Annotated in this window: 3 protein-coding genes (2 of these 3 only partly in view); all 3 read left to right on the forward strand. The window is 73.2% G+C overall.

Annotated elements, in window-relative coordinates; genetic code table 11:
* Tightly spaced (each overlapping or abutting the next), the 3 genes in view from Dvina_RS18580 to Dvina_RS18590 form a layout consistent with a single transcriptional unit that may run on beyond the window.
* Positions 1-2,526 carry the end of a non-ribosomal peptide synthase/polyketide synthase gene (locus Dvina_RS18580; RefSeq protein ID WP_223103727.1) on the forward strand. 19,350 nt of this gene lie to the left of the window's left edge, so 2,526 of the gene's 21,876 nt are visible here — the last part of the coding sequence; the start codon falls outside the window, past its left edge; its stop codon occupies positions 2,524-2,526.
* Positions 2,526-14,738 (forward strand): non-ribosomal peptide synthetase, encoded by a 12,213-nt coding sequence (locus tag Dvina_RS18585; protein ID WP_223103728.1) that lies wholly within the window; start codon positions 2,526-2,528, stop codon positions 14,736-14,738. The genes Dvina_RS18580 and Dvina_RS18585 overlap by 1 nt, the downstream gene beginning before the upstream one ends.
* Positions 14,735-25,584, forward strand: the start of a protein-coding gene (locus tag Dvina_RS18590) for a non-ribosomal peptide synthase/polyketide synthase (protein ID WP_223103729.1). The gene runs 16,459 nt beyond the window's last position; the window shows 10,850 of its 27,309 coding nt (coding positions 1-10,850); the start codon lies at positions 14,735-14,737; its stop codon lies off the right edge, out of view. The genes Dvina_RS18585 and Dvina_RS18590 overlap by 4 nt, the downstream gene beginning before the upstream one ends.

The raw sequence follows: 25,584 nt of genomic DNA on the forward strand, positions 1-25,584 counted from the left end.
CCGCCGACGGCCACCCACCGCGGCCTCGGCATGCCGGTATCCGTCCCCGCCGAGGTGCACCGCCGGCTGCTCGAGCTCGCCCGGCGCGAGAACGCCACCCTCTTCATGGTGCTCCAGGCGGCGCTGGCCACGCTGCTGTCCAAGCACGGCGCCGGGCCGGACATCCCGATCGGCACGGCGATCGCCGGGCGCACCGACCAGGCCCTCGACGACCTCGTCGGGTTCTTCGTCAACACCCTCGTCATGCGCACCGACCTGTCCGGCAACCCGACGTTCGCCGAGCTCCTGCGCCGGGTGCGGTCCCGGGCGCTGGCCGCCTACGCCAACCAGGACGTGCCCTTCGAACGCCTCGTCGAGGAGCTCGCACCGGCCCGGTCCCTGTCGCGCCACCCGCTCTTCCAGGTCGTGCTCGCCCTGCAGAACACCGCCCGGGCCGCGCTGGACCTGCCGGGCGTCGCCATCCGCCGCGAGGCGCCCGGCCTGTCCGCCGTGAAGTTCGACCTCGACCTCACCGTCCACGAGACGTTCGGGCCCGACGGCGAGCCGGCCGGGCTGGGCGGCTTCCTCGTCGGCGCGGCCGACCTGTTCGACGCCGGCACGATCGAGGTGCTGTCCGGGCGCTGGACGCGGCTGCTGCGGGCGGCCGGCGCCGACCCCGACCGGCCCCTCGACGCGATCGACATCCTCGGCGAGGACGAGCGGGCCGGGCTGCTTGCTCGCGACCCCGCCGGCGCGACACAGGCCACCACGCTGCCGGAGCTGTACGCCGCCGTCGCCGCCCAGCACCCCGGCGCGATCGCCGTGGCCGACGACGCGACCGCGCTGACGTATGCGGAGCTCGACACCCGGGCTAACCGCCTCGCCCGGCACCTGCGCGCCCTCGGCGTGCACCGGGAGGCCGTCGTCGCTGTGGTGCTGCCCCGAGGCGCCGAGCTGGTCGTCACGCTCCTCGCCGTGCTCAAGGCCGGCGGCGCCTACCTGCCCGTCGACGTGGCCTACCCGCCCGAGCGGATCGCCCTGCTGCTGCGCGACGCCGCGGCCGCCGCCGTGGTGACCCGCACCGCGCACACCGGGGCCGTCCGGGACGCGGCCGTGCCGGTGATCGTGCTCGACGAGCCGGCCGTCGCCGCCGGCCTGGCCGAGGGCCCGGACGCGGCGCCACCCGCCGCCGAGGTCGGACCCGACGGCGCCGCCTACCTGATGTACACCTCCGGCTCCACCGGCCGGCCCAAGGGCGTACTGGTGCCGCACCGCGCCGTCGAACGCCTCGTCCGCGACGCCGGGTACTTCACGGCCGGCCCCGGTGACGTGTTCGCCCAGCTCGGATCCGTCTCCTTCGACGCCGCCACCTTCGAGATCTGGGGCGCGCTGCTCAACGGCGCGACGGTGGCGGCGGCCCCGCCGGGCGCGCTGTCGGTCGCCGAGCTCGGCGCGTTCCTGCGCCGCCACGCCGTCACCACCCTGTGGCTCACCGCCGGGCTCTTCCACGAAGTGGTCGACACCGACGTGACGGTCCTCGCCGGCGTCCGCCACCTGCTGGCCGGCGGCGACGTCCTGTCGGCCGCGCACTGCGCCCGCCTCCTCGAGCACCGGCCGACGATCCGACTGTCCAACGGCTACGGCCCGACGGAGAACACGACGTTCACCACCGTGCACCCGGTCCGGCCGGCGGACCTCGAGGGCGGCTCGGGCGTGCCGATCGGGCGGCCGGTCCCGCAGACCCGGGCCTTCGTGCTCGACGAGCGCCTCGGCCTGCTCCCGCCGGGCAGCGTCGGCGAGCTCTACGTCGCCGGTGCCGGGCTCGCCCGCGGGTACACCGGCAGCCCGGGCCCGACCGCGGAGCGCTTCGTCGCCTGCCCATACCTGCCCGGCGAGCGGATGTACCGCACCGGCGACCGCGTCCGGTGGGACCGCGACGGCCGCCTGCGCTTCGCCGGCCGGCTCGACGACCAGGTCAAGATCCGCGGCTTCCGGATCGAGCCCGGCGAGGTCGAGGCGGCCATCGCCACGTGCGAGGGCGTGGGCCGCACGATCGTCGCGGCCCGGGACGGCCGCCTGGTCGCCTACGTCGTGGCCGACGGCGAGCTGCGACCGCAGGCCGTCCGCGAGCACGCCGCCCGCAGCCTGCCGGACCACATGGTGCCCGCCGCGGTGGTCGTCCTGGACGCCCTGCCGCTGACCGGCAACGGCAAGGTCGACCGCTCCGCCCTGCCGGCACCCGACTACGCCGCCGCGGCCGGGCGCGGACGGGAACCGGCCACCGCGCAGGAGACCCTGCTGTGCCGCATCTTCGCCGACGTCCTGGGACTGCCCCGGGTCGGCGTCGACGACGACTTCTTCGCCCTCGGCGGGCACTCGCTGCTGGCCACCCGGCTCGTGCGGCGCATACACACCGAATCGGGCACCGAGGTACCGCTGCGGGCTCTGTTCGAAACCCCGACCGTCGAGGGCCTGGCCGGGCGGCTCGGCCGGGCGGCGGCACCGCGGCCGGCCCTGCGCCCGCGGCGCGAACGAGAGGACTCCTGATGGCCGAGCTGTCGTACGCGCAACGACGACTGTGGTTCCTGGCCCAGCTCGAGGCCCCGGACGGCCTGTACAACATCCCGGCGGTCGTGCGAATGCCCGGCGCCGACCCGGGCGCGCTGGCCGCCGCCCTGCGCGACGTGCTGGAGCGCCACGAGGTCCTGCGCACGGTCATCGCCGCCGACGCCGGGCAGCCGCGACCGCGCGTGCTGCGCATGGCCGAGCTGGACTGGTCGCTGCAGACAGTGCCGGCGCTGGACATCGAGGCGGCCGTGCGGTGCGCGTTCGACCTGAGCGCCGACCTGCCGATCCGGGCGTGGCTCGTCGACGGGCAGACGCTCGTCGTGGTGCTGCACCACATCGCCGCCGACGGCCTGTCCCTCGGCGTCCTGGGGCGCGACATCTCCACCGCCTACGCCGCGCGACTCGGCGGCCGGGCGCCCGGGTGGGAGCCCCTGCCGGTGCAGTACGCCGACTACGCCGCCTGGCAGCACGAGCTCCTCGGCGCCGCCGACGACCCGGACAGCCGGCTGTCGCGGCTGCTGGACTTCTGGCGGGCGGCGCTCGAGGACAGCCCCGAGGAGCTGCGCCTCCCCGCGGACCGGCCCCGGCCGGCGGTGCCCTCCCACCGGGGCCACGGGGTCGAGTTCGCGGTCCCGGCCGAGCAGCACGCGCGGCTCGTCGCCATCGCACGCGAGTCGCGGGCCACCCCGTTCATGATCCTGCAGGCAGCGTTCGCGCTGCTGCTGTCCAGGCTCGGCGCCGGTCCCGACGTCCCGATCGGGGTCGCCGTCGCCGGGCGCACCGACGACGCCCTCGACGACCTGGTGGGCTGCTTCGTCAACACCCTCGTCGTGCGCGCCGACGTCTCCGGGAACCCGACGTTCCGCCGGCTGCTGGAGCGGGTCCGCGACACCGGCCTCGCCGCGCTCGAACACGAGGAGCTGCCCTTCGAGGTGCTCGTCGAGCGGCTCGCTCCGGCCCGCTCGGCCGCCCGCCACCCGCTGTTCCAGGTCATGCTGGCCATGCAGTCCGGGCCGCCGGCCGCGCTGCAGCTGCCCGGCACCTCCGCCGAACGGCAGTCGATCGGCTCCTCGCCGGACGCCCTGGCCAAATTCGACCTCGACCTCACCATCGTCGATTCCCACACCGCCGACGGCGCGCCCGCCGGGCTGCGCGGGGTCCTGATCGGTGCCGCCGACCTGTTCACCGCCGAGACCGTCGCGCGTCTCGCGGCCCGCTGGACCCGGCTGCTGGCCGCCATCGCCGGCGGCCCGGACCGGCGCATCGCCGGCCTCGACGTGCTCGACCCGGACGAGCGGCGCCAGCTCCTCGACGACTGGCGCGGCCCGGCCGTGCCCCTCGGACCCGCGACCATCCCGGACCTCTTCGCGGCGCAGGTCGCGCGCGACCCCGGCGCAACGGCGCTGGCCGAGGGAGCCGAGGAGCTGTCGTACGCCGAGCTCGACGCGCACAGCAACCGCCTCGCCCGGTACCTCATCGGCGCCGGCATCGGACCGCAGTCGGTCGTCGGCATCCTGCTCCCGCGCGGCGCGGAGGCCATCGCGGCGCTGCTCGCCCTCCTCAAGGCCGGCGCGGCCTACCTGCTGATCGACCCCGACCAGCCCCTCGAGCGCATCGAGCGGCTCACCGGCAGCGCGGGCACGACCGCCGTCCTCACCACCGCGGCCGAGTCCGAGCGCACCCACGGCCTCGGCTGCCGGCGCATCGAGCTCGACACGCCCCGCATGGCCGCGGCGCTGGCCGCCGTCGGTGCCGAGCGGCTCACCGACGCCGAGCGGCTGGCGCCGTTGCGGCCGGCACATGCGGCATACGTGGTGTACACCTCCGGCTCCACCGGCGAGCCGAAGGGCGTCGTCGTCTCGCACGCCGCACTGGCCAACCTGTCCGCGGCCCACGAGCGCTTCGCCGTCGGGCCTGGTGCGCGCGTCGCCCAGTTCGCGTCCGTGAGCTTCGACAACTTCGCCACCGAGTGGTCGATGGCACTGCTGCGCGGCGCCACGCTTGTCATCGTCCCGCCGGACCGGCGCCTCGGCGAGCCGCTCGCCGCGTTCCTCGCCGAGGCGGGCATCACCCATGCGACGCTGCCCCCGTCCGTCCTGTCGACCCTCGACGAGCGCACTGTCCGCGGTGTCCGGGTGCTCGAGGTCGGCGGCGAAGCCAGCCCGCCCGAGCTGATCGAGCGGTGGGCGGCGCACCGCACGCTGTTCAACACCTACGGCCCGACCGAGTCCACCGTCGACGCCACGACATGGCGGTGCGAGCCCGGCACCGCCGTGGTGTCCATCGGCCGCCCGATCCCGAACACCCGCGCGTTCGTGCTCGACGGGCGGCTGGCGCTCGTGCCGCCCGGCTCAGTCGGTGAGCTGTACCTGACCGGCGCGAGCCTCGCCCAGGGCTACCTGGGACGGGCGGGACTGACCGGCGAGCGGTTCGTGGCCTGCCCCTTCGAGCCGGGGCGCCGGATGTACCGCACCGGCGATCTCGCTCGCTGGACCCCGGACGGCCGGCTGGTGTTCGCGGGCCGGGCGGACGACCAGGTGAAGATCCGCGGGTTCCGGATCGAGCCCGGTGAGGTCCAGGCCGTGGTCGCCGACTGCCCCGGCGTTGCGCAGGCGATCGTGGTGGCGCGCGACGGCGCCCTTGTCGCCTATGTGGTACCGGAGCGGGGCGCGCCGTCGCCGGCGGTCCGCGAGCACGCGGCGCGACTGCTGCCCGGACACATGGTGCCGGCGGCGGTGGTGGTGCTGGATGCGATGCCGTTGACGGTGAACGGCAAGGTGGACCGGCGGGCGCTGCCGGCGCCGGACTTCGCGTCCGCGGCGGGCGCGGGCCGGGCCGCCGCGGGCCCAGTGGAGGAGCTGCTGTGCGGGCTCTTCGCGGAGGTGCTGGGGCTGCCCGGGGCCGGGGTGGACGACGACTTCTTCGCCCTTGGCGGGCACTCCCTGCTGGCGGTGCAGCTGATCTCCCGCGTGCGCGAGGTGTTCGGCGCCGAGGTACCGCTGCGGGCGGTCTTCGAGGCACCGACGGTCGCCGGTCTCGCCGCCGCGCTGCCGGGCGCCGGCCTCGCGCGGGCCGGCATCCGCCCCGTCGCGCCGCGACCCGAGCGGCTGCCGCTGTCATTCGCGCAGCGGCGGCTGTGGTTCCTGGACCGGCTCGACGGCCCGGGCGGCCTCTACCACCTCCGGTCGTCACTGCGCCTGTCCACTGTGGACGCCACGGTCCTCGAGCAGGCGCTGCTGGACGTCATCGGCCGGCACGAGGCACTGCGCACGGTCATCGAGGTCGTGGACGCGGAGCCGTACCAGCGGGTCGTGCCCATCGAGGAGCTGGACTGGTCGCTGCGGCCGGGGCCGGCCGAGGAGTTCGCCTTCGACCTGAGCGCTGAGGCACCGATCCGGGCGTGGCTGTCCGACGACGGCACGCTTACCGTGGTGCTCCACCACATCGCCGGCGACGGTTTGTCGATGGCCCCGTTGGCCCGCGACTTCGAGACCGCCTACGCCGCCCGGCTGGCGGGGCACGCGCCGCAGTGGGAGCCGCTGCCGGTGCAGTACGCCGACTACGCGCTGTGGCAGCGCGACCTGCTCAGCGACGGCCTCCTGGCGCGGCAGGCGGCCTACTGGCGCGAGACGCTCGCGGGCGCGCCGGAGGAGCTGACCCTGCCGAGCGACCGTCCGCGTCCGGCGGTCGCGACCCATGAGGGCGTGGCCGTGCCGCTCGCGGTGCCGGCCGAGCTGCACCGCCGGCTGACCGACGTCGCCCGTGCCCACGGCGTGACGATGTTCATGCTCGTGCAGGCCTCGCTCGCGGTCACGCTGTCGCGGCTCGGGGCGGGCACCGACATCCCCATCGGCATCGCCGTCGCCGGCCGTCCCGACCCGACCCTTGACGACCTCGTCGGCTTCTTCGTCAACACGCTCGTGCTGCGCACCGACCTGTCCGGCGACCCTCCGTTCGCCGAGGTACTGCGCCGGGTCCGGCGGGCCGGGCTCGACGCGTTCGAGCATCAGGACGTGCCATTCGATCGCCTGGTCGAGGAGCTCGCCCCGGCCCGTTCCCTGGCCCGGCACCCGCTGTTCCAGGTGATGCTCGGCATGCAGACCGCACACCGCGACGCACCCCGCCCCGACGCCGGCCGCGTCTACGCGAAGTTCGACCTGGATGTGAGTGTCACCGAGTTGCCCGGCGGCGCCGGTTTGCATGGTGTGGTGGTCGCGGCGCGGGATCTGTTCGATGCGGACACGGTTGAGCGTGTGGTGGGGTGTTGGCTGCGGGTGTTGTCGGCGGTTGCGGCTGATCCGCTGGTGCGGTTGCGCAGGCTGGACGTGGTGGATCGCGCCCAGGTTCTGTCCGCCTGGAATGACACGGCGGTCCCGGTGGCGCCGTCGACGGTGCCGGAGTTGTTCGCTGTGCGGGTTGCGGAGGCTCCTGATGCGTTGGCGGTGGGTGGGTTGTCGTATCGGGAGCTGGACGAGCGTTCGAACCGGGTGGCGAACCATCTTCGGGGGCGCGGTGTGGGCCCGGAGTCGATCGTCGGCGTCCGCATGCCGCGGGGTGTGCCGCTCGTAGTGGTGTTGCTCGGCGTCTGGAAGGCCGGCGGTGCCTATCTCCCGATCGACCTCGACCATCCGGCGGAGCGGGTCGCCTACATCCTGGCGGAGTCCGGGGTCGACATTGTGCTGGATGGTGAGCCCGCCGGTTCGCCCGACCCGGTGGAGTCTGGTTTGTTGCCGGGGCATGCGGCGTATGTGATTTATACGTCGGGTTCGACGGGTGTGCCGAAGGGTGTGGTGGTGTCGCAGGCGTCGTTGGCCGATCTGGTCCGGGATCGGGCATGGAGTCTGTCGGCGGGGTCGCGGGTGTTGTTTCAGGCGCCGCATGCGTTTGATGCGTCGATGTTCGAGTTGTGGGTGCCGTTGTGCGCTGGCGCCTCGGTGGTGTTCGAGCAGTTGCAGGCCACGCATGTGCACGTGACGGCCGGGTTGTTGCGGACGCTCGATCCCGGTTCGTTCGCCGGTGCGCAGGAAGTGCTGACCGGCGGAGACGTGGTGTCCGGTGGTGCGGTGGCGCGAGTCCGGGCGGCGAGTGGGGTTCGGGTGCGGCAGTTGTACGGGCCGACCGAGGTCACGCTCTGCGCGGTGCAGGGGATCGTCGAGGCCGAGGGTGAGTTGGTGCCGTTGGGCCGGCCGATGGACAACACGCAGGTGTTTGTGCTGGATGGCGGGTTGGAGCCGGTCCCGGCGGGTGTGATCGGTGAGGTGTATGTGGCCGGTTCCGGGTTGGCGCGTGGGTATGCGGGTCGTTCTGGGTTGACGGGTGAGCGGTTCGTGGCGTGCCCGTTCCTCGCCGGTGAGCGGATGTATCGGACCGGGGACTTGGGTCGGTGGACGGGTGACGGGCGGTTGGTGTTTGCCGGTCGTGTGGATGATCAGGTGAAGGTGCGTGGGTTCCGGGTGGAGCCGGCTGAGGTGCAGGCCGTGTTGGTCGGGTGTGCCGGGGTTGAGCAGGCGGTGGTGGTCGTGCGGGATGACAGTCTGGTCGCCTATGTGGTGGGTGCGGTGTCCCCGGCGGTCGTGCGTGAGCATGCGGGGCGGGTGTTGCCGGACTACATGGTGCCCGACGCGGTCGTCGTGCTGGACGGGCTGCCCGTAACCCCCAATGGGAAGGTCGACATCCGGGCGCTACCCGCGCCCGAGTATGCGTCGGTCAGTCGTCGTGGGCCGCGGGATGCTCGCGAGGAGCTGCTGTGCGCCGGGTTCGCCGAGGTGCTGGGGCTGGCCTCGGTCGGGATCGACGACGACTTCTTCGCCCTCGGCGGGCATTCACTGCTGGCGGTGCGGCTGGTGGAGTGGCTGCGGGTCCGCGGTGTGTCGGTGTCGGTGCGCGCATTGTTCGCTTCGCCGTCGGTGGTGGGGTTGGCGGCGGTGGCGGGCCCGGTGCCGGTGGCGGTGCCCGAGAACCGGATTCCGGCCCGGGCGGCGCGGATCACGGCTGACATGCTGCCGCTGGTGGAGCTGTCCGATGCCGAGGTGGATCGGGTGGTCGCCAGCGTGGCGGGCGGCGCCGGGAATGTGGCGGACGTGTACCCGCTGGCGCCGTTGCAGGAAGGCATCCTCTTCCACCACCTGATGGGCGGGGACGGGCGGCGGGACGTGTATGTGCTGCCCAGCGTGCTGCAGTTCGACTCGCGGGAGCGGCTTGACGAGTTCGTGGCAGCGGTGCAGCGGGTCGTCGACAGGCATGACGTGTATCGCACCGGCGTGGTGTGGGACGGGCTGCGCGAGCCGGTGCAGGTGGTGTGGCGGCGGGCTGAGCTGCCAGTACGGCAGGTGGAGCTGGACGGCGGCCCGGACCTGGTGGGCCGGCTGGTGGCGGCCGGCGGGTCGTCGATGGATGTGTCCAGGGCGCCGCTGCTGGACGTGACGATCGCGAGGCTGCCGGACGGCGATGGCGCGTGGCTGGCGCTCCTGCGCGCGCACCACCTGGTGCAGGACCATGTCGGTGTCGAGGTGATGCTGGACGAGATCCGCCAGATCATGGCCGGCGCCGGGGACGCCCTGCCGGCGCCCCTGCCGTTCCGCAACTTCGTGGCGCAGGCCCGCGGTGGAGTTGCCCGCGGGGAGCACGAACGGCTGTTCGCGGACCTGCTGGGGGACGTGACCGAGCCGACGGCGCCGTTCGGGCTGCTGGACGTGCGCGGCGACGGGAACGATCTGCGCCGTGGCCGGCTGCGGGTCGACGCCGATGTCGCCGCCCGGCTGCGGGATGTCGCCCGCCGGATGGGCATCAGTCCGGCGACGGTGCTGCACGTGGCGTGGGGGCGGGTGCTGTCCGTCATCGCCGGCCGCGACGACGTCGTGTTCGGCACCGTGCTGTTCGGCCGGCTCAACGCCGGCGCCGGCGCCGACCGCACGCCCGGCCTCTTCATCAACACGCTGCCGGTGCGGGTGCGGCTGCACGACGTCAGTGTCCGCGACGCGGTGACCACCATGCGCGGCCAGCTCGCCGAGCTGCTCGAACACGAACACGCCCCGCTGTCGATCGCGCGTCAGGCCAGCGGCCTGACCGGCGACGTGCCCCTGTTCACCTCGATCCTCAACTACCGGCACAGCGACGTACACCGTCCCGCGTCCACACCGGGCATGCGCGAGATCTACATGCGGGAACGCGACAACTTCCCGCTCACCGTGGCCGTCGACGACCTCGGCACCGACATGATGATCGTCATCAACATCGCGCAGCCGGAGGACCCGGACGCGGTCTGCGCGATGCTGCACACCTCGCTCGACAACGTCGTGCGGGCCCTCGACCACCACGCTGAGACCCCACTGGCGGCAGTGTCCATCATCGACGAGGCCGAACGGGCCCGGCTGTTGGTCGATTGGAACGGCGTGTCGGTGCCGCCGCCGGCCCCCGGTGTGCTGGACCTGTTCGCGCAGCGGGTGGTGCTGGCGCCGGATGCGGTGGCGGTGGTGTGCGGGGCGGAGCGGGTGTCGTACCGGGAGCTGGATGAGCGGTCGAGCCGGTTGGCGTGGTTCTTGCGGCAGGCCGGGGTCGGGCTCGAGTCGGTGGTGGCCCTGTGCCTGCCGCCGGGTGTCGAGTTGCTGGCGGCGATGCTGGCGGTGTGGAAGGCGGGCGCCGCCTTCCTGCCGATCGACCTGAGCCATCCGGTGGACCGGGTCGGGTTCATGCTCGCGGACAGTCGCGCGGCGGCGGTCGTGGGCACCGAGGAGGTGTTGGATGAGTTGCCGGCGGGCCGGCTGCGCACGGTGACAGTGGGTGATGCGCGCATCGCGGCGATGCCGGTGGTCCGGCCCGAGGTCGCGGTGGGCGGCGGGAATCTGGCGTATGTGATGTACACGTCGGGTTCGACGGGGACGCCGAAGGGCGTCGGGGTGTCGCACGCGGGTCTGGCGAATTACGTGTTCTGGGCGGCGCGGGACTACGGCGTGGGCGCGGCCGGTGGGGCGCCGCTGCACTCGTCACTGGCGTTCGACCTGACCGTGACGAGTGTCGTGTTGCCGCTGGTGTCGGGCTCGCCGGTGGTGGTCGCGGGTGGCGGTGGTGCGGAGGCGCTGGCCGCGGTGCTGACCGGTGACGGCGCCGGGTCCGATCCCGGGTTCGATGTGGTGAAGGTGGTGCCGGCGCACATTCCGGTGCTGGCCGAGTTGTGCCGCGGCGCCGTGGTGCGTGAGGTCGGGCGGTGGGTGGTTGGTGGTGAGGCGCTGACCGGGGACGTGGTCGGGCTGTGGCGGAAGCTGGCGCCGGGCTCGGTGATGGTGAACGAGTACGGCCCGACGGAGGCGGTGGTCGGCTGTGTGACGTTCGCGGTGGACGGGGATGCGACAGCGGGCGCGGCGGTGCCGATCGGTCGTCCGGCGCCGAATGTGCAGGTGTTCGTGCTGGACGGGTCGTTGCGGCTGGTGCCGGCCGGCGTCGTCGGTGAGTTGTATCTGGCCGGGGCGCAGTTGGCGCGGGGGTACGTGGGTCGGGCCGGGCTGACCGGCGAGCGGTTCGTGGCGTGTCCGTTCCGGGCGGGGGAGCGGATGTACCGGACGGGAGATCTGGTCCGGTGGTCGGCGGATGGGCAGTTGGTGTTCGTCGGGCGTGCCGACGATCAGGTGAAGGTGCGCGGGTTCCGGATCGAGCTCGGCGAGGTGCAGGCGGTCGTCGCCCGGTGTGCCGGTGTGGTCCAGGCGGTGGTGGTCGCCCGGGACAGCCTGGTCGCCTACGTGGTGGCCGAGGACGACCTCGCGCCCCGGACCGTCCTCGAGCACGCGGCGCGGATGCTGCCCGACTACATGGTCCCCTCGGCGGTGGTCGTGCTCGACAGCCTGCCGCTGACGGCGAACGGCAAGCTCGACCGGGCGGCGCTGCCCGCACCCGGGTCCGCAACCGGGGGTGGCACCGGCCGGGATGCGGCCGACCCGGTACAGGAAATGCTGTGTGGGCTGTTCGCCGACGTGCTGGGCCGCTCCGCCGTGGGTGTCGACGACGACTTCTTCGCGCTCGGCGGGCACTCGCTGCTGGCGGTGCGGCTGACGTCGCAGATCCGGAGTGCACTGGGCGTTGAGCTGACGCTGCCCACACTGTTCGCGCACCCCACCGCGGCGGGTCTGGCCGCGCAGCTGCCGACCGCCGGGCGGGCCCGTCTGGAGCTGCGGCCGCGGCCGCGGCCGGTGCGGGTGCCGATGTCGTTCGCGCAGCAGCGCCTGTGGTTCCTGGACCAGCTCGAAGGCCCGAGCAGCGTCTTCAACCTGCCCACAGTCCTGCGCCTGTCCGGTGTGGACGCCGCGGTCCTGGACCAGGCGCTGCGGGATGTCATCGGCCGGCACGAGGTGCTGCGCACCGTTGTCGAGGTGGTGGACGGGGAGCCGTACCAGCGGATCGTGCCGCTCGATGAGCTGGACTGGGCGCTGCAGGTGGTGACCGGGCTCGACGTCGACCAGGCGGTACGGTCCACCTTCGACCTGAGCACCGATGTGCCGATCCGGGCCTGGCTGACGCAAGCCACCCCCGACGGTCGGACGCTGGTCGTGGTGATTCACCACATCGCCGGGGACGGCTGGTCGATGGGCCCCCTGGCCCGGGACATCTCCACCGCCTACACCGCCCGCCGGCACGGTCAGGCTCCACAGTGGGCACCGCTGCCGGTGCAGTACGCCGACTACGCGCTGTGGCAGCGGGAGCTGCTCGGCGGCGGCCTCCTCGAGCAGCAGATCGACTACTGGCGCGACACCCTCGCCGGGCTCCCCGACGAGCTCAGCCTGCCGGCGGACCGGCAGCGACCGGCGGTCGCCTCGCACGCGGGCGTGGTGGCACCGGTGATGGTGCCGGCCGAGGTGCACCGGCGCGTCCTCGACGTCGCCCGCGAGCACAACGTCACGATGTTCATGGTGCTGCAGGCCTCGCTGGCGGTACTGCTGTCCAGGCTCGGCGCCGGCACCGACATCCCGATCGGGTGCGCGACCGCCGGCCGGGTGGACGAGGCCCTCGACGATCTGGTCGGGTTCTTCGTCAACACGCTCGTGATCCGCACCGACCTGTCCGGCGACCCGACGTTCGCCGACGTGCTGCGCCGCGTGCGGGCCCGGACGCTGAGCGCCCTCACCAACCAGGACGTGCCCTTCGAACGGCTCGTCGAGGAGCTGGCCCCGGTCCGCTCCCGCGCCCGGAACCCGCTGTACCAGGTCACCCTGGCGCTGCAGAACCTTGACCGGGCGGTGCTCGAGCTGCCCGGCGTCGGCGTCGCCGGGCTGGACCCGGGAACTCCGGCGGCGCGGCTCGACATCGACATCAACCTCGGGGAGCCGGCGGACGGCGGCGGCCTGCGTGGCGTGGTGGTCGGTGCGGCTGATCTGTTCGATGCGGACACTGTTGCTGCGCTGGCGGCGCGGTGGGTGCGTGTGCTGGACGCGGTGAGCGCCGAGCCGGGCGTCCGGGTGGGTGCGGTGGGTGTGCTCGATGCGGCTGAGCGCGCTCGGTTGCTGGGTCCGGTGGTCAGTGAGCCGGCGGTGCCGGTGGCGACGATCCCGGCGTTGTTCGCGGCGCAGGTGTCGGCGGTCCCGGATGCGGTGGCGGTGGTGTGTGGCGGGGAGGAGGTGTCGTATCGGGAGTTGGATGTGCGGTCGGATGGTGTGGCCGCGTATTTGCGGGGTCTCGGGGTTGGGCCGGAGTCGGTGGTGGGTGTGCTGCTGCCGCGGGGTGTTTCGCTGTTGGTGGCGTTGCTGGGTGTGTTGAAGGCGGGTGGTGCGTATTTGCCGATCGATGTGCAGTATCCGCGGGAGCGGATTGATTTCATGTTGGCCGATGCGGGTGCGCGAGTGGTCATTGACGGTGAGGTGGCGGGCTCGGGCGCGCCGGGAGACCCGGGTCTGCGGGCGGCGCATCCGGCGTGGTTGATCTATACGTCGGGTTCGACGGGGACGCCGAAGGGTGTGCTGGTTTCACATGCGGGCGTCGGGGCTCTGGTCGAGGGTCATCGGCGGTGGTTGGGGGTTGGGCCGGGGTCGCGGGTGGGGCAGTTCGCATCGGCGGGGTTTGACACGTTCGGTTGGGAGTGGTGTATGGCGTTGCTGTGCGGGGCGACGCTGGTGGTGATTCCGGACGAGTGGCGGCTGAGCCCGGATCTGGGCCGCTATCTGGCCGGGCAGGCGGTGACGCACGTGACGCTGCCGCCGGCGGTCCTCGCCGGCCTCGACCCGGCCTCGATCGGTCCGCACGTGGTGCTGACAGTGGCGGGTGAGGCGTGCCCGGTGCCGGTGATGCGGCGCTGGGCCGCGGGCCGGTCGATGTTCAACTCGTACGGGCCGACGGAGACGACGGTCGACGCAACGCTGTGGCGGATGCGTCCCGACGCGGCGCAGGTGGCGATCGGCGCGCCCGTGCTCGACACGGGCGTGTATGTGCTTGACGGCTCGTTGCAGCCGGCGCCGCCCGGCGTGGTCGGCGAGCTGTACATCGCCGGCGTCGGCTTGGCGCGCGGCTATGTGGGGCGGCCTGGGTTGACGGGTGAGCGGTTTGTGGCGTGTCCGTTTGTGCCGGGGCGGCGGATGTATCGCACGGGTGATTTGGGTCGGTGGACGTCGGGCGGGCTGTTGGTGTTCGCGGGTCGGGCTGATGATCAGGTGAAGATTCGTGGGTTCCGGATTGAGCTGGGTGAGGTGCAGGCGATTGTTGCGGGGTGTGCGGGGGTGCGGCAGGCGGTGGTGGTGGTGTGGGGGGATGCGCTGGTGGCGTATGTGGTGGGTGAGGTGTTGCCGGATGTGGTGCGTGAGCATGCGGCGCGGGTGTTGCCGAAGTACATGGTGCCGGGTGCGGTGGTGGTGTTGGATGCGTTGCCGTTGACGGAGAACGGCAAGATCGATAAGCGGGCGTTGCCGGAGCCGCAGCGGGCCGCCGCGCCGACACAGGGGGCGGTGGGCGAGGAGCAGCGGGCGCTGTGCGCGCTGTTCGCGGATGTGTTGCGCCTGGAGCGGGTCGGGCCCGATGAGGACTTCTTCGACCTGGGTGGGCACTCGCTGCTGGCGACGCAGCTGGCCAGCCGCATCCGCAGCGACCTCGGCCGCCACGCCGACGTCACCGACATCTTCGAGGCACCCACCGTCAACGCGCTCACCGTTCGACTTGGCAGCGACAGACCGCAACGGCCCGCACTGCGACCGATGCGCAGGCAGGAGGAGCACGCATGATCCCGTTGTCCTACGCTCAGCGGCGGCTGTGGTTCCTGGATCAGCTGGAGGGCCCGAGCCCGCTGTACAACGTGCCGGTCGTCCTGCCCCTGGAGGGGGTGGACGCCGACGCGCTCGGCGCGGCGCTGCGAGACGTGATCGAGCGGCACGAGGTGCTGCGCACCGTGTTCGGCGTCGCCGACGGCGAGCCCTACCAGGAGATCGTGCCCATCGAGCGGCTCGACTGGGCGCTGCACGTCGAGCGACTGCCGGACCGGGCCGCCCTGGATGCGGCCGTCGAGCGGGCCATGGCCGGCGTGTTCGACCTGGCCGCCGAGCTGCCCGTCCGCGCCTGGCTGTTCGACGCCGGCGACGGCGGGCAGACGCTCGTCGTCGTCGTGCACCACATCGCCGGCGACGGCTGGTCGATGGGGCCACTGGCCCGGGACATCTCCACCGCCTACGCCGCCCGCCGCGACGGCCGGCCCCCGGCCTGGGAGCCGCTCGCGGTGCAGTACGCCGACTACTCCCTCTGGCAGCGCGAACTCCTCGGCGGCGGCGTCCTCGAGCGGCAGGTCGGCTACTGGCGGGAGGCCCTGGCCGGCGCGCCGGAAGAGCTCACACTCCCGGCCGACCATCCCCGCCCGCCGGCCGCCTCCTACCGCGGGCACCAGGTCGAGCTGACCGTCCCGCCCGAGGTGCACCGGCGGCTCGCGGCACTGGCCCGCGAGCACGGCGTCACCATGTTCATGGTCCTGCAGGCGTCCCTGGCGGTCCTGCTGTCCAAGCTCGGCGCCGGCACCGACATCCCGATCGGGGTCGCGGTGGCCGGGCGGACCGACAAGGCCCTCGAGGACCTCGTCGGGTTCTTCGTCAACACCCTCGTCATGCGCACCGACCTGTCCGGCAACCCCACGTTCGGCGACGTGCTGCGCCGTGTGCGGGCCCGGGCCGTCACCGCCTTCGCCAACCAGGACGTGCCCTTCGAGCGGCTGGTCGAGGAGCTGGCTCCGGTCCGGTCGCTGTCGCGGCATCCCCTGTTCCAGGTGATGCTCGCCGTGCAGAACGCCGGGCCGCGGGCGCTGGCGCTGTCCGGGGTCCAGGTTGCGCCGGCCGCACACCACGCGCCCGCGCCCGAGCTGGCCTCGGCGAAGTTCGACCTCGACGTCAACGTCCGGGAGGCCTTCGACGCCGACGGTGGACCGGCCGGGCTGCGCGGCGTGCTCATCGGGGCCGCCGACCTCTTCGACGCCACCACCGTGCGGGCCGTGGCCCGGCGCTGGACGCGGCTGCTTGACACGGTGAGCCTTGCCGCCGGCGCCCCGCTGCACACCCTGTCGGTACTCGAGCCGGACGAGCTGGACCGCCTGGCCGAACGGTCCCGGGGCGCCGAGGTCGCGGTGCCCGACACGACCGTCGCGCGGCTGTTCGAGGACCAGGCGCGGCGCATACCCGACGCCGTGGCCGTCGTCGCCGACGGCGACGAGCTCACCTACCGGGGCCTCGACGAGCGCGCCGGCCGGCTGGCGCGTCACCTGCGGGCCCTTGGCGTGGGGCCGGAGTCGGTCGTCGCCCTGCGCCTGCCCCGCGGCCTGTCCCTGATCGTCGCCGTGCTCGCGGTCTGGAAGGCGGGCGGCGCCTACCTGGTGCTCGACGCCGAGCTGCCGGCCGAGCGGCAGGAGTTCCTGCTCACCGACGCCGGAGCCGCGGTGGTGCTGGACCGTGAACCCGACGACCTGCCGGCCGCCGGCGAGCCGCTCGCGGCACCCCCCGGGGACGCCGTGGCGTACGTGATGTACACCTCCGGCTCCACCGGAGCCCCCAAAGGTGTGGCCGTGACCCATCGCGGCCTCGTCAACTATGTCCGCGACGCGCCGGGCCGGCTCGGCCTCGGGCGGCCGGGCGACCGCTACGCCCTCGTGCAGGGCCTCGGCGTCGACCTCGGTAACACGGTTGCCTTCACCAGCCTCGTCACCGGCGGGTGCCTGCACGTCGTCGACCGCGACGTCGCCCTCGACCCCGCGCGGCTGTCCCGCTACCTCGACGAGCACCGCATCGACCACGTCAAGGGCGTGCCGTCGTACCTGGCCGCGGTCGGCGTCGGCCCGTCCGCCGCGCCGGCCGGATCCGTGATCCTCGGCGGCGATGTGGCCGACCCGGCCTGGCTCGGCGACCTCGTCGGCGCGCTCGGCGACGGGCGCGTGTTCAACCACTACGGCCCGACCGAGACCACGATCGGTGTCCTCACCCGCCCGCTGGTCGGCGCCGCGACAGCCGCCCCGGCGACGATCGGCACACCGATCGCGAACACTCAGGCATTCGTGCTGGACGGCGGGCTCCAGCCGGTGCCGCCGGGCGTGCTGGGAGAGCTGTATGTCGCCGGTGCCGGCGTCGCGCGTGGGTACGTCGGGCGGGCCGGGCTGACGGGCGAGCGGTTCGTGGCCTGCCCGTTCGTGCCCGGGGCGCGGATGTACCGCACCGGCGACCTCGCCCGCTGGAACCCCGACGGCGAAGTCGTGTTCGCCGGCCGCGCGGACGACCAGGTGAAGATCCGCGGCTTCCGCGTCGAGCCGGGGGAGGTGCGGGCCGTGGTTGCCGGCTGCCCGGGTGTGGCGCAGGCGGCCGTGGTGGCGCGCGACGACGCGCTTGTCGCCTTCGTGGTCTTGGACGGGGACGTGGAGCCGCAGGCGGTCCGCGAGCACGCGGCGCGGCTGCTGCCCGCGCACATGGTGCCGGCGTCGGTGGTGGTGCTGGACGCGATGCCGTTGACGGCGAGCGGCAAGGTGGACCGGCGCGCACTGCCGGCGCCGGACCTGGCCCCGGCCGCCGGCCGGGAGGCGTCCGGCCCCGTGCAGGAGCTGCTGGCCGGCGTGTTCGCCGACGTGCTGGGGCTGTCGGCGGTCGGGGTGGACGACGACTTCTTCGCGCTCGGCGGGCACTCCCTGCTCGCGGTGCGGCTGATCTCGCGCGTGCGGACCGTGTTCGGCGTCGAGGTATCATTGCGGGCCCTGTTCGAGGCGCCGACCGTGGCGGGCCTGGCCGGGTGGCTGTCCGGTGCGCAGCGGGCGCGTACGCCGCTGCGGCCGCGGTCCCGCCCGGAGCTCGTGCCGCTGTCGTTCGCCCAGCGGCGGCTGTGGTTCCTCGACCGCTTCGAGGGCCCCGGCCGCGTCTACCACCAGCGAACCGACCTCAATCTGTCCAATGTGGACGATCGGATCCTGAACCTGGCGCTGCGGGACGTGATCGGTCGGCACGAGGTGCTGCGCACGGTGTTCGAGGTGGTGGACGGGGAGCCGTACCAGCGGGTCGTCCCGGTCGAGGAGCTGGACTGGTCGCTGCGTCCCGGGCCGGCCGGCGAGGACGCGTTCGACCTGGCCACCGAGGTGCCGATCCGGGCCTGGCTGTCCGAGGACGGGACGCTGTCGCTGGTGCTCCACCACATCGCCGCCGACGCGTGGTCGATGGGCCCGCTGGCCCGGGATCTGTCGGCCGCCTACGCGGCGCGGCTGGAGGGCCGTGCACCCGCGTGGGCGCCGCTGCCGGTGCAGTACACGGACTATGCGCTGTGGCAGCGGGAGTTGCTCGGCGATGGTCTGCTGGACGAGCAGGTCGGCTTCTGGCGGGAGGCATTGGCGGGCGTCCCGGAGGAGCTGGTGTTGCCGGCGGATCGGCCCCGGCCGGTCGTCGCGAGCCATGAGGGTGTGGCGGTGCCGCTGGTGGTGCCCGCTGATGTACACCAGAGACTCGTGGACGTCGCCCGGGAGCACGGGGTGACGGTGTTCATGCTGGTGCAGGCGTCGCTGGCGGCGACGCTGTCGCGGCTCGGGGCGGGGACCGACATCCCGATCGGTGTGGCGGTCGCGGGCCGGATGGACGAGGCGCTCGACGACCTGGTCGGGTTCTTCGTCAACACGCTCGTCACGCGGACGGATCTCTCCGGTGACCCGACGTTCGCCGAGTTGCTGGGGCGGGTGCGGGCGGGGACGTTGGCGGCGTTCGAGCATCAGGAGGTGCCGTTCGAGCGGCTGGTGGAGGAGCTCGCTCCGGCACGGTCTCTGTCCCGGCACCCGCTGTTCCAGGTGATGCTGACGGTCCAGAACGCGGCGCGGACGGCGCTGCACCTGCCCGGCGTCGATGTCGCGGCGGCGCGGCCGGCCGGGCCGGTCTTCGCGAAGTTCGACCTGGATGTGAGCGTGACCGAGCTCCCCGGTGGCGCCGGTTTGCACGGCGTGGTGGTCGCGGCGCGGGATCTGTTCGACGTGGACACGGTTGAGCGTGTGGTGGGGTGTTGGCTGCGGGCGCTGTCGGCGGTCGCGGCCGATCCGCTGATGCGGTTGCGCAGGGTTGAGTTGGTGGATCGCGCTCAGCTGTTGTTGCCGGGGCATGCGATCGAGCCGTCCACAGTGCCGGAGTTGTTCGCTGTGCGGGTTGCGGAGGCTCCTGATGCGTTGGCGGTGGGTGGGTTGTCGTATCGGGAGTTGGACGAGCGTTCGAACCGGGTGGCGAACTATCTGCGTGGGCGGGGTGTGGGTCCGGAGTCGGTCGTGGGTGTGCGGATGCCGCGGGGTGTGCCGCTGGTGGTGGTGTTGCTGGGTGTGTGGAAGGCCGGTGGTGCGTATTTGCCGATCGACGCAGGTCACCCGGACGAGCGGGTGGCGTACATCCTGGCGGAGTCCGGGGTCGAGGTTGTGCTGGATGGTGAGCCCGCCGGTTCGCCCGATCCCGTGGACTCTGGTTTGTTGCCGGGGCATGTGGCGTATGTGATTTATACGTCGGGTTCGACGGGTGTGCCGAAGGGTGTGGTGGTGTCGCAGGCGTCGTTGGCCGATTTGGTGCGGGATCGGGCGTGGAGTCTGTCGGCGGGGTCGCGGGTGTTGTTTCAGGCGCCGCATGTGTTTGATGCGTCGATGTTCGAGTTGTGGGTGCCGTTGTGTGCTGGTGGTTCGGTGGTGTTCGAGCGGTCGTTGGCGACGCATGTGCATGTGACGGCGGGGTTGTTGCGGACGTTGGATCCGGGCAGTTTTGCCGGTGCGGTGGAGGTGTTGACGGGCGGGGATGTGGTGTCGGGTGGTGCGGTGGCGCGGGTGCGGGCGGCGAGTGGGGTTCGGGTGCGGCAGTTGTACGGCCCGACTGAGGTGACGTTGTGTGCGGTGCAGGGTCTGGTCGAGGCCGAGGGTGAACTGGTGCCGTTGGGCCGGCCGATGGATAACACGCAGGTGTTTGTGCTGGATGGCGGGTTGGAGCCGGTCCCGGCGGGTGTGATCGGCGAGGTGTATGTGGCTGGTTCGGGGTTGGCGCGTGGGTATGCGGGTCGTTCTGGGTTGACGGGTGAGCGGTTTGTGGCGTGTCCGTTCCTTGCTGGGGAGCGGATGTATCGGACCGGGGATCTGGGTCGGTGGACTGGTGACGGGCGGTTGGTGTTCGCCGGTCGTGTGGATGATCAGGTGAAGGTGCGTGGGTTCCGGGTGGAGCCGGCCGAGGTGCAGGCCGTGTTGGTCGGGTGTGACGGTGTCGAGCAGGCGGTGGTGGTCGCCCGGGATGACAGCCTGGTCGCCTATGTGGTGGGTGCGGTGTCCCCGGCGGTCGTGCGTGAGCATGCGGGGCGGGTGCTGCCTGCCTACATGGTGCCCGACGCGGTCGTCGTGCTGGACGGGCTGCCCGTAACCCCCAATGGGAAGGTCGACATCCGGGCGCTGCCGGCGCCCGAATACGCACCCGCCGGGGACCGAGCGCCGCGCAGTGCCCGGGAGGAGCTGCTGTGCGCGGCCTTCGCCGACGTGCTCGGGCGGCCCGCCGTCGGGATCGACGACGACTTCTTCGCCCTCGGCGGGCACTCGCTGCTCGCCGTGCGGCTGACAGCGCGCATCCGCGCCGTGCTCGACGTCGAGGTGCCGGTGCGGACGCTGTTCGAGGCCCCGACACCGGCTGAGCTGGCGAGGCGGCTCTCCGCCGCCGGACCGGCCCGGACGCCCCTGCGGTCCGTGGAACCGCGCCCCGAGCGGGTGCCGCTGTCGTTCGCGCAGCGCCGCCTGTGGTTCCTGGACCAGCTCGGGCAGACCGGGACCGCGTACAACCTGCCGTTCGTGCTGCGGCTGAGCGGTGTGGACGCCGAGGCCCTGAACCTGGCGCTGCGCGACGTCGTGGCGCGGCACGAGGTGCTGCGCACGGTGTTCGGGATCGCCGACGGGGAGCCGTACCAGCGGATCCTGCCCATGGCCGAGCTGGACTGGTCGCTGCGGGCCGAGACCGTCGCGCCGGCCGGCCTCGACGCCGCCGTCGAGCAGGCCATGCGGTGCGCGTTCGACCTCGCCGTCGACGTGCCGATCCGGGCGTGGCTGTTCGACGCCGACGCCGCCGGACAGGCCCTCGTCGTGGTCGTGCACCACATCGCCGGGGACGGCTGGTCGACGGCGCCCCTCGCCCGCGACATCTCCGCCGCCTACACGGCCCGGCTGCGCGGGGAGGCGCCGCAGTGGGCCGCGCTGCCGGTGCAGTACGCCGACTACGCACTGTGGCAGCGCGACCTGCTCGACGAAGACCTCCTGTCGCGGCAGGTGGCCTACTGGCGCGACGCGCTCGCCGGCGCCCCGCTGGAGCTCGCCCTGCCGGCGGACCGCCCCCGGCCCGCCGTCTCGACCTACCGCGGCGCGCAGGCCGGCTTCACCGTGCCGGCCGACCTGCACGAGCGGCTGACGGCCGTCGCCCGCGAGCACGGCGTGACGACGTTCATGCTCCTGCAGGCGTCACTGGCCGTCCTGCTGTCCAAGCTCGGCGCCGGCACCGACATCCCGATCGGCGTCGCGGTCGCCGGACGCACCGACCAGGCCCTCGACGACCTCGTCGGCTTCTTCGTCAACGCGCTCGTCGTGCGGGCCGAACTGTCCGGCGACCCCACCTTCGCCGAGGTGCTCGACCGGGTCCGCCGGGTCAGCCTCGACGCGTTCGAGCATCAGGACGTTCCCTTCGAACGGCTCGTCGAAGAGCTGGCGCCGGCTCGGTCGCTGTCGCGGCATCCGCTGTACCAGGTCATGCTCACCGGCCAGAACACCGGCCGCGGCACCCTGCGCCTGCCCGGCGTCGACGTCGCGGCGCCGCCCGCCGACGAGCCGGCGCCGACGTCGGACTGGCCGACGTACGCCCGCTTCGACCTCGACATCAGCATCGGCGAGCGGCCCGACGGCCGGGGTCTGCGCGGCGTCGTGACCGGCGCCCTTGACCTCTTCGACCCCTCGACCCTCGGGGCGCTCGCAGCCCGGTGGGTCGCCCTGCTGGACGTGCTGAGCGCCGACCCGGCGACGCCACTGAGCCGCATCCCGATCGTCGACGACGCCGACCGCCGCCGGCTGCTCGTGGACTGGAACGGCGCTCCGGCCCCGGAGCCGGCGCCGGGCGCTCTGGAGCTGTTCACACAGCGGGTCCTGGCGGCGCCGGACGCGCCGGCGGTGAATCGGGTGTCGTATCGGGAGCTGGATGAGCGGTCGAGCCGTCTGGCGCAGTATCTGAGCGCGGCCGGTGTCGGGGCGGACTCAGTGGTGGCACTGTGCCTGCCGCCGGGTGTGGAGCTGATCGCGTCGATGCTGGCCGTGTGGAAGGCCGGCGGCGCCTACCTGCCCGTTGACGTCGGCTATCCGTTGGATCGGGTCGGGTTCATGTTGTCCGACAGCCGCGCGGTGGCGGTGGTCGGCACGGAGGAGATCCTGGACGAGTTGCCGGCGGGCCGGTTGCGTGCGATCGCGGTGGATGATCCGCGGATCGCGGCGATGCCCGCCGAGCCGCCGGAGGTCGTGGTGCGGGGCGGGAGTCTGGCCTACGTGATCTACACGTCGGGCTCGACGGGGACGCCGAAGGGCGTGGGTGTCTCGCACGCCGGCCTGGCGAACTATCTGTGGTGGGCGGCGCGTGACTATGCGGTGACGGCCGAAGGTGGGGCGCCATTGCATTCGTCGTTGGCGTTCGATCTGACGGTGACGAGCGTGTGGCTGCCGTTGGTGTCGGGTTCTGCGGTAGTGGTGGCGGGTGCGGGTGGTGCGGAGGCGCTCGCCGAGGTGCTGACCGACGGTGGTGCGGCGTTTGATGTGGTGAAGCTGGTGCCGGCGCACATTCCGGTGCTGGCGGAGTTGTGCCGCGGTGCGGCCGGGCTGCGTCCGGTGGGGCGATGGGTGGTCGGTGGCGAGGCGTTGACCGGTGACGTCGTGGAGTTGTGGCGGTCGCTGGCGCCCGGGTCGGTGTTGGTGAATGAGTACGGGCCGACGGAGGCGGTCGTCGGCTGCATCACGTTCGAGGTGTGTGGAGACGGCGCGGTGGCGCCGATCGGCCGTCCGGTGCCGGGAACCCGGGCGTTTGTGCTGGACTCGTCGTTGCAGTTGGTGCCGCCGGGTGTCGTCGGCGAGCTGTATCTGGCTGGTGTCCAGTTGGCGCGCGGCTACGTCGGGCGGCCGGGGCTGACCGGTGAGCGGTTCATCGCCTGCCCGTTCGTCGTCGGGCAGCGGATGTATCGGACCGGGGATCTGGCCCGATGGACCTCCGACGGGCAACTGGTGTTTGTCGGGCGGTCGGATGATCAGGTGAAGATCCGGGGGTACCGGGTCGAGCCTGGCGAGGTGCAGGCGGTTGTTGCCCGGTGCCCCGGTGTGGTGCAGGCCGTGGTCGTGGCGCGCGACGACGCCCTTGTCGCCTATGTGGTGGGCGATGTGGAGACGCAGGCGGTTCGTGAGCACGCGCGGCGGTTGCTGCCCGACTACATGGTGCCGGCCGCGGTCGTCCTGCTCGACGCGGTACCGCTGACCGCCAACGGCAAGCTTGACCGGGCGGCGTTGCCGGCGCCGCACGAAGCGGGCATTGCCACCGGCTGGCGGCCCGAGTCCGCGGTGGAGCACCTGCTGTGCGAGCTGTTCGCCGGCGTGCTCGGCCGCCCGGCGGTGGGCGTCGACGACGACTTCTTCGCCCTTGGCGGGCACTCGCTGCTCGCCGTCCGGCTCACCTCGCAGATCCGGGCGGCGCTCGGGGTCGAGCTGACACTGCCGACCCTGTTCGCGCACCCCACCGTGGCCGGGCTGGCCGAGCAGCTCCCGACGGCCGGACGGGCCCGGCTCGAGCTGCGGCCGCGGACCCGGCCCGAGCGGGTCCCACTGTCGTACGCGCAGCGGCGGCTGTGGTTCCTCGACCAGCTGGAAGGGCCCAGCGGCGTCTACAACCTCCCGTCGGTCCTGCACGTCACGGGCATCGACCCGGGCGTGCTGGGTCAGGCACTGCACGATCTCATCGGCCGGCACGAGGTCCTGCGCACCGTCATCGAGGTGGTCGACGGCGAGCCCGGCCAGCGGGTCCTGCCCCTCGACGAGCTCGACTGGGCGCTGCGGGTCGTGCCGGAGCTGGACGTCGACCGGGCCGTGAGCGAACCGTTCGACCTGGCCGCCAACGTGCCGATCCGCGCGTGGCTGGCGGGCGGCGAGACCCTCGTGCTGGTGATCCACCACATCGCCGGGGACGGCTGGTCGATGGGGCCGCTCGCCCGGGACCTGTCCACCGCGTACACGGCCCGGCTGGCGGGCCGGGCGCCGCAGTGGGCGCCGCTGCCGGTGCAGTACGCCGACTACGCCCTGTGGCAGCGCGAGCTCCTCGGCGACGGCCTCCTCGAGCAGCAGATCGACTACTGGCGCGACACCCTCGCCGGTGCACCCGAGGAGCTCGCCCTGCCGGCCGACCGGCCGCGGCCCGCGGTGGCCTCACACGCCGGGGCCGGTGTGCCGATCGAGGTGCCGGCCGAAGTGCACCAGCGCCTCGCCCGCCTGGCCGCCGACCACGGCGTCACCATGTTCATGGTCCTCCAGGCGTCCCTGGCGGTCCTGCTGTCCAAGCTCGGCGCCGGCCCCGACATCCCGATCGGGATCGCGGTCGCCGGCCGCACCGACCAGGCCCTCGACGACCTCGCCGGGTTCTTCGTCAACACCCTCGTCACGCGCACCGACCTGACGGGCAACCCCACGTTCGCCGAGCTCCTCGGCCGCGTGCGGCGCGGCACCCTCGACGCCTTCGAGCACCAGGACGTCCCCTTCGAGCGCCTCGTCGAGGAGCTCGCCCCCGCCCGGTCGCTGGCCCGGCACCCGCTGTTCCAGGTCATGCTCGTCATGCAGAACATCCGGCGGACCGGCCTGCGGCTGCCCGACGTCCGCGTGCGCCAGGCGCCGGCCGCGCCGGCTGACGGCCCGGCGCCGCAGTGGCGCGACGTGCCGGCCCGCTTCGACATCGGCGTGTCCGTCAGCGAGATCCTCGACGAGCAGGGCCGCGCGCAGGGCCTGCGCGGCATGCTCGTCGGCGCCCGGGACCTGTTCGACCCGCACTCGGTCACCGTGCTCGTCCGGCGGTGGGAACGGCTGCTCGACACGCTCAGCCTCGACGCCGGCGCGCGCCTCGGCGCGGTACCGGTCCTCGACGCGGCCGAGCGGCTGCACCTGCTGGCCCGCTCCAACGGGCCCACCGTCCCGGCGACGGCCGAGACGGTGCTCGAGCTGTTCGCAGCAAGCGCCAGGCGGGGCCCGGACGTGCCCGCCGTCGTCGCCGAGGGCGAGCAGGCGACCTACCGGGAGCTGGACGAGCGCTCCGGGCGGCTCGCCAACCGGCTGCGCGACCTCGGCGTCGGCCCCGAGTCGATCGTGGGACTGGTGCTGGAGCGGGGCGTCGGCTTCGTCGTGGCCGTCCTCGCCGTCTGGAAGGCCGGCGGCGCCTACCTGCCGATCGACGTGCAGTATCCGGCGGAGCGGGTGGCGTACGTGCTGGACGACGCCCGAGCGCACACGGTGCTGACCGAGCGGGCGCACGCACACCTGGCCGGCGACGGCGCCGTCGTGCTCGACGACCCGGCCGCCGC

It is taken from the genome of Dactylosporangium vinaceum (assembly GCF_019904175.1).
Lineage (GTDB): Bacteria > Actinomycetota > Actinomycetes > Mycobacteriales > Micromonosporaceae > Dactylosporangium > Dactylosporangium vinaceum.

Excerpts from the sequence above, each read along its gene's own strand:
- Dvina_RS18585 (WP_223103728.1), top strand. The coding sequence starts at position 2,526 with ATGGCCGAGCTGTCGTACGCGCAACGACGACTGTGGTTCCTGGCCCAG.